At 40.9% G+C, this 4,588-nt stretch carries 5 protein-coding genes and 3 pseudogenes; all 8 read left to right on the forward strand.

Annotation, left to right across the window (positions count from 1 at the left end; translation table 11 throughout):
* Nucleotides 1-1,285, forward strand: a 1,285-nt coding sequence (locus BGE37_RS24445) for an RHS repeat domain-containing protein (protein ID WP_198598477.1), incomplete at its 5' end; no start/stop codon positions are given.
* Entirely contained in the window at nucleotides 1,282-1,851 is a 570-nt protein-coding gene (ybfC, locus tag BGE37_RS24450; protein WP_032183644.1) for a protein YbfC, read from the forward strand. The genes BGE37_RS24445 and ybfC, both read left to right, overlap by 4 nt.
* A gap of 243 nt (nucleotides 1,852-2,094) precedes the next feature.
* On the forward strand, nucleotides 2,095-2,322 hold the full coding sequence (locus BGE37_RS24455; RefSeq protein WP_000404862.1) for an NTF2 fold immunity protein: 228 nt from the start codon (nucleotides 2,095-2,097) through the stop codon (nucleotides 2,320-2,322).
* A 551-nt stretch (nucleotides 2,323-2,873) separates the two neighbouring features.
* Nucleotides 2,874-3,275, forward strand: a complete 402-nt coding sequence (locus BGE37_RS24465; RefSeq protein ID WP_032183646.1) for a DUF6258 family protein — start codon at nucleotides 2,874-2,876, stop codon at nucleotides 3,273-3,275.
* A 230-nt stretch (nucleotides 3,276-3,505) separates the two neighbouring features.
* Nucleotides 3,506-3,754 (forward strand): annotated as a pseudogene (locus tag BGE37_RS24470) (pentapeptide repeat-containing protein); the annotation flags it as partial.
* 30 nt (nucleotides 3,755-3,784) lie between these two features.
* A pseudogene (locus BGE37_RS26070) lies at nucleotides 3,785-3,871 on the forward strand (pentapeptide repeat-containing protein); the annotation flags it as partial.
* Nucleotides 3,843-4,223 carry a YbbC/YhhH family protein gene (locus BGE37_RS24475; RefSeq protein WP_105288536.1) on the forward strand — a complete coding sequence of 127 codons (381 nt, stop codon included), beginning with the start codon at nucleotides 3,843-3,845 and terminating at the stop codon, nucleotides 4,221-4,223. The pseudogene BGE37_RS26070 and the gene BGE37_RS24475, both read left to right, overlap by 29 nt.
* 104 nt (nucleotides 4,224-4,327) lie before the next feature.
* Nucleotides 4,328-4,522: pseudogene (locus BGE37_RS24480) on the forward strand (HEAT repeat domain-containing protein); the annotation flags it as partial.
* Nucleotides 4,523-4,588: the final 66 nt, after the last annotated feature.

The raw sequence follows: 4,588 nt of genomic DNA on the forward strand, positions 1-4,588 counted from the left end.
GCACCGGCTGGTGCACTACACGCGGACACAATATGCAGAGCCGCTGGTCGAAAGTCGCTATCTTTACGACCCGCTGGGCCGCAGGGTGGCAAAACGGGTGTGGCGGCGTGAACGGGACCTGACGGGCTGGATGTCGCTGTCACGGAAACCGGAAGTGACCTGGTACGGCTGGGACGGCGACCGGCTGACCACGATACAGAACGACAGAACCCGCATCCAGACGGTTTATCAGCCGGGGAGCTTCGCACCACTCATCAGAGTTGAAACCGCCACCGGTGAGCTGGCGAAAACGCAGCGCCGCAGCCTGGCGGACGCTCTTCAGCAGTCCGGCGGTGAAGACGGTGGCCATGTGGTGTTCCCGCCGGTGCTGGTGCAGATGCCCGACCGGCTGGAAAGTGAAATCCTGGCTGACCGGGTGAGTGAGGAAAGCCGCCGCTGGCTGGCATCGTGCGGCCTGACGGTGGAGCAGATGCAAAACCAGATGGACCCGGTGTACACGCCGGCGCGAAAAATCCACCTGTACCACTGCGACCATCGCGGCCTGCCGCTGGCGCTTGTCAGCACGGAAGGGGCAACAGAATGGTGCGCAGAATACGATGAGTGGGGCAACCTGCTGAATGAAGAGAACCCGCACCAGCTGCAGCAGCTCATCCGCCTGCCGGGTCAGCAGTATGAGGAGGAGTCCGGCCTGTATTACAACCGCCATCGCTATTATGACCCGCTGCAGGGGCGGTATATCACTCAGGATCCGATTGGGCTGGAAGGCGGGTGGAATTTTTATCAGTATCCGTTGAATCCGGTTCAGTATATAGATTCAATGGGACTGGCATCAAAATATGGACACTTAAATAATGGCGGATATGGAGCGAGACCCAACAAACCGCCTACGCCCGATCCAAGTAAATTGCCAGACATAGCGAAACAATTAAGACTGCCATATCCTATTGACCAGGCCAGTAGTGCGCCTAATGTTTTCAAAACATTCTTCAGAGCATTAAGCCCTTACGACTACACACTGTATTGCAGGAAGTGGGTAAAACCAAATCTGACTTGTACGCCACAGGATGATCCCCAGTATCCAGGGATGGATACAAAGACAGCAAGTGATTACCTGCCACAGACAAATTGGCCAACAACTCAATTACCACCAGGATATACTTGTGCAGAACCCTATTTATTCCCAGACATTAATAAACCCGATGGGCCAGCAACAGCAGGGATAGATGATTTGGGTGAAATTTTAGCTAAAATGAAACAGAGAACATCGAGAGGAATAAGAAAATGAAAAGATTTTTGTTCTTTTTGCTGATGATATTTGTTAGTTTTGGTGCTATAGCTGATTGCGAAATACAAGCTAAAGATCATGATTGTTTTACTATTTTCGCTAAGGGTACTATTTTTTCCGCGTTTCCTGTCTTAAATAATAAAGCCATGTGGAGATGGTATCAGAATGAGGACATCGGTGAGTATTATTGGCAAACAGAACTGGGTACATGTAAAAATAATAAATTCACACCAAGCGGGGCGAGACTCTTAATTCGCGTTGGGTCACTACGCCTTAATGAAAATCATGCCATCAAAGGAACGTTGCAGGAGTTGATAAATACAGCAGAAAAAACGGCGTTTCTCGGCGATCGGTTTAGAAGTTATATAAGAGCGGGTATCTATCAAAAAAAGAGCAGTGATCCAGCTCAGTTGTTGGCAGTCCTTGATAATTCAATCATGGTTAAATATTTTAAAGATGAGAAGCCAACTTATGCTCGAATGACAGCACATCTCCCGAACAAAGATGAGTCTTACGAATGTTTAACAAAAATACAGCATGAACTGCTTCGTAGTGAAGAAAAATAAAACATCTTCCTGAGAAAATAAATTAACCATTCGGAAAAACATGTTCTTAATGGATATCCAGGCACACCAGAAGGTCGATTTGGAAAAATGGATTCCGATGGTAGGAATATCATATATTCTGAATGTAATGTTTTACCCTCAACTTTTGAGATTCGATAGGTGTAGAACACGAGAAACTCACTAATATTACTTATTATGATATTGTTTACAATATCATAATAAGTATCTGGAAAAGAAAATCCAGTGGAAATTTTAGTAAATAGTCGTGAAATGGCTTTGGAATTATCATATGTTTACATTAAATATGTATACGGGAAAGAAAAAGCAGAATTTCAGAAACCATATAGTATTACAGATGACAATAATTGTTGGAAAATCGAGGGAAAACAACCGAAGACGTTAGGAGGAAATTTTACAATACTAATAGCGAAAAAAGATGGGCAAGTGTTGAATGTAATACACACAAAATAATCCACTGTACAGTCGATTCAAATATTTTACCAAGGTGTGTTTCGTAACAATTTTGTTTACAATATGACTCTACATATCGACGAAAAAACCACTTGATTTGACAGGAACACATTCAAAAAAATTTCTTTTTTCATTTCAGGAGCGATTTTCATCTGTTACTTGAAGTATCTGTGAGATTAATTGACTCCCCCTAACGTCGTACTAAATAGTAATTACTGGCCATACCGGGAGCAGTATTCGGCGCTCCCCACATGCAGCAGAATAACCGCATCAGCAAAGATGTATTGTATTTTTACTATCACAATGTGTACGGACGGTTTATGGAAAAGAATGAACATTAGATACGCGATGCGGCGGCAGGTTACACGGTTATCACTACGATAGCCAATACTGGCTGGTGCATTACCGCCGTGAACAATAGGACGCCGTACTGCTGGAAATTTCTTACCTTTATGACTCCCCGCGCCGCCGTATCGGGAAACGAGAAGCAATCAAGATGAGGCTGATATAATGTGCGGAATGCCTGAGTATTTTTAGAATAGGGGGGTAATATGTTTGATAGAATATATCTTGGTGATCGAGCAATAAAAAAAATTGAATTTGATTTATGGAGTAAACAAATTAGAATTCAGGTTAATTTAATCTCAAGGATAGCCTATGGTACAACAGAATGGAATTTTTATGATAATGAAGACTTAGAAGATGGTTATTTTGTATTTTCAGGTGTTAGTTTCTTCAATATAACTCCTAATGGCTCTATTCCAGATGATTATATAATTTCAATAATTACAGATAATGTCAATGTTGAATATTTTGAATCAACTATAGTTGCAGTTGGACAAATTCCAAATACAAATTCTGGAGACATTGATAATATTGGTGAGTGTCAAATTTTCATCAGGTATAAAGACAGCTGGATTGAGAATAAACTCAAAGAAAAAATAATTGAATAACCATGTTCTTTATAGACATTTTAGATGGGACGAACCAGAGAAGGTCATGCCTCCGACCTAGGTTATGTGGACACGGAGCTTTAGCGTGGTGAACTCAACGAAGCAAACCGGATAACTTGCTGGCCCTTATCAGCACGGAAAGGACAACAGCGTGGTACGCAGAATAATCCTACCCCCTAAGCGAGGTTCTGGTTTTCAAATTTTCCGGAGTTAGATGATTGGAGGAACAGATGATAAGAATCGCATTTTTAATAACCAATAAATTTCTTGAGATAGATAGTACCACTCTTGCTGGATATGATTTTAGCGGGATGAATCTACATCGTGCCATCCTCAATGGTTATTGTCTTGATGGGGCGAAATTTGAAAAAACTCATTTAAGAAATGTAATGATTCAACATACATCAACTAGAAATGCTGTCTTTCGCAATGCGGCTCTGATGAATGCTATTCTGAATAACTCAGATTTCACTGGAAGTGATTTTAGTAATTCAAGGTCAATAGGTGAAAATTTTAAAGCAATAGATAATCATGGGAAAGATATAACAAATGGAAAAGGATTGCCTAATGTTTGCAGAATACATGGCAACGTGTAAGAAAATATTATTCAGAACCTGTGTAATTGTATCTTTGTTTGTTTTTACATACAACACATGGGCGCAGTGTAATAATATTATAATAATGCGCAAGTATGAAAGTGAGGGGAAATATACCGTTAGAAATTTGGTTAAAAATAAATCCATAGCATTGGAATTAGCTGAGATATATGTTAAGAATCGTTATGGGCATGATGCCGCAGAAGAAGAAAAACCATACAAAATCAAGGAATTACCAATAAGTTGGATTGTTGAAGGCACCATTCAATCAGAACAAATTGCTGGTGGGGTTTTTATTATAGAAATAGGCAAAAATGATGGGAGAATTCTAAATTTTGGCCACGGAAAATAAGTATGTAAGGATAAACAAACATCGTGTGCGCTGATGGCAGAGTAGGTGGAGGACTCCAGACAGTCAAACGATAGAAAAAGATAGTCTTTATGGATATTCCTACAATGTCGAATATATACCAGAAAAGAAAGGCAAGTAAAGAGTATGGTTTATACAATCAATGTAAGAAACTAAATGATGATGAATTATTTCGCTTACTTGATGATCGCAATTCCTTGAAAAGGATTTCATCTGCCAGAGTATTACAGTTAAGAGGGGGGCAAGACGCTGTTAGATTGGCAATTGAATCAGGGAAAGATCACGTAACGCTGCTTTTTTGTACTAAACAATTCGCATTTTATGTTTAAAAATTGAGATATTCCTCA

Source organism: Escherichia sp. MOD1-EC6300 (assembly GCF_002965045.1).
GTDB classification, from domain to species: domain Bacteria; phylum Pseudomonadota; class Gammaproteobacteria; order Enterobacterales; family Enterobacteriaceae; genus Escherichia; species Escherichia coli_F.

Bases quoted from the DNA above. Each gene is read 5' to 3' on its own strand.
- ybfC (WP_032183644.1), top strand. From the start codon at position 1,282: ATGAAAAGATTTTTGTTCTTTTTGCTGATGATATTTGTTAGTTTTGGT.
- BGE37_RS24475 (WP_105288536.1), top strand. From the start codon at position 3,843: ATGTTTGCAGAATACATGGCAACGTGTAAGAAAATATTATTCAGAACC.
- BGE37_RS24465 (WP_032183646.1), top strand. From the start codon at position 2,874: ATGTTTGATAGAATATATCTTGGTGATCGAGCAATAAAAAAAATTGAA.